Genomic DNA, 862 nt, shown 5'->3' with positions numbered 1-862 from the left:
GTGACTCCACCCACGACTGAAGTCGCGGGCTTCCTGTGGCGGTGGCTATGCACCGTCACAGAGGACCAGCCCGGCCCTGTGTGCGACGTTGAGCGCGCCGACGTGGTCGGCGTTCGCGACCAGGCCGCAGTTGACGCACGTGAACTTCGCCTGGGTGACGCGGTTCTCCTTCGCCACGTGCCCGCACCCGCCGATTGCGGGTGGGCAGGTGCGGGAAGTGTTGCGGGCGTTCACCGGGATCACGCGGCGGCCGGCGCTTTCAGCCTTGTCCGCCAGGATCCGCAGGAACTGCCCCCAACCCGCGTCGAGAATACTGCGGTTCAGCCCGGCCTTCGCCGCGGCGCCGTTCGCCAGGAACGCACCGTCGCGGTCGGGGTCGGGCCGGGGTGCGGGCGCCCTCGTCATGCCCGTGGTGTTCAGCCGCTCGTGCCCGATCACGTCATGCTTCCGGACCAGGGCGAGGGCCTGCTTGTGGTGGTGATCCAGACGCCGGCGCCGGATCTTGGCGTGCAGCTTGGCGACTTTGCGGGCTGCGGCACGATGCTTCTTCGTGCGACGCCGCGTGCGCTTGGGAAACGTCGCCAAGTGCTGCTGCGCTGCGGCCAGTTCCCCGGCCGATGTCTGAAGGAACTTCGGGTTCTCGACGTGGCGGCCGCTGGAGTCGGTGAGGAAGTGGACCGTGCCCAGGTCGATACCCACCCTGCTGCCGGTCGGGGGCAGCGGCTCGCCGGGCACCTCGTCACAGGCCAGGATCACATACCAGCGGCGCCCCTCCCGCTTGACACTGACCGCCTTCACCCGGCCCTTCACGCTCCGGTGCCGGTGGACGCGGACGTGTCCGACGCCTTGCAGGCGGACCCGG

The 862-nt window shown here is 70.0% G+C and carries 1 protein-coding gene; it reads right to left on the bottom strand.

Annotated features, from left to right (window positions below; translation table 11 throughout):
* Positions 1 to 45 precede the first annotated feature (45 nt).
* On the bottom strand, positions 46 to 862 hold an 817-nt coding region (locus IF83_RS0129460; RefSeq protein ID WP_030549447.1), incomplete at its 5' end, for an RNA-guided endonuclease InsQ/TnpB family protein.

Origin of the sequence: Streptomyces albus subsp. albus, assembly GCF_000719865.1 — a bacterium.
GTDB classification, from domain to species: Bacteria; Actinomycetota; Actinomycetes; order Streptomycetales; family Streptomycetaceae; genus Streptomyces; species Streptomyces albus_E.
The sequence above is the reverse complement of the archived record's forward strand: the minus strand, read 5'-3'. Positions and strand labels throughout refer to the sequence as shown.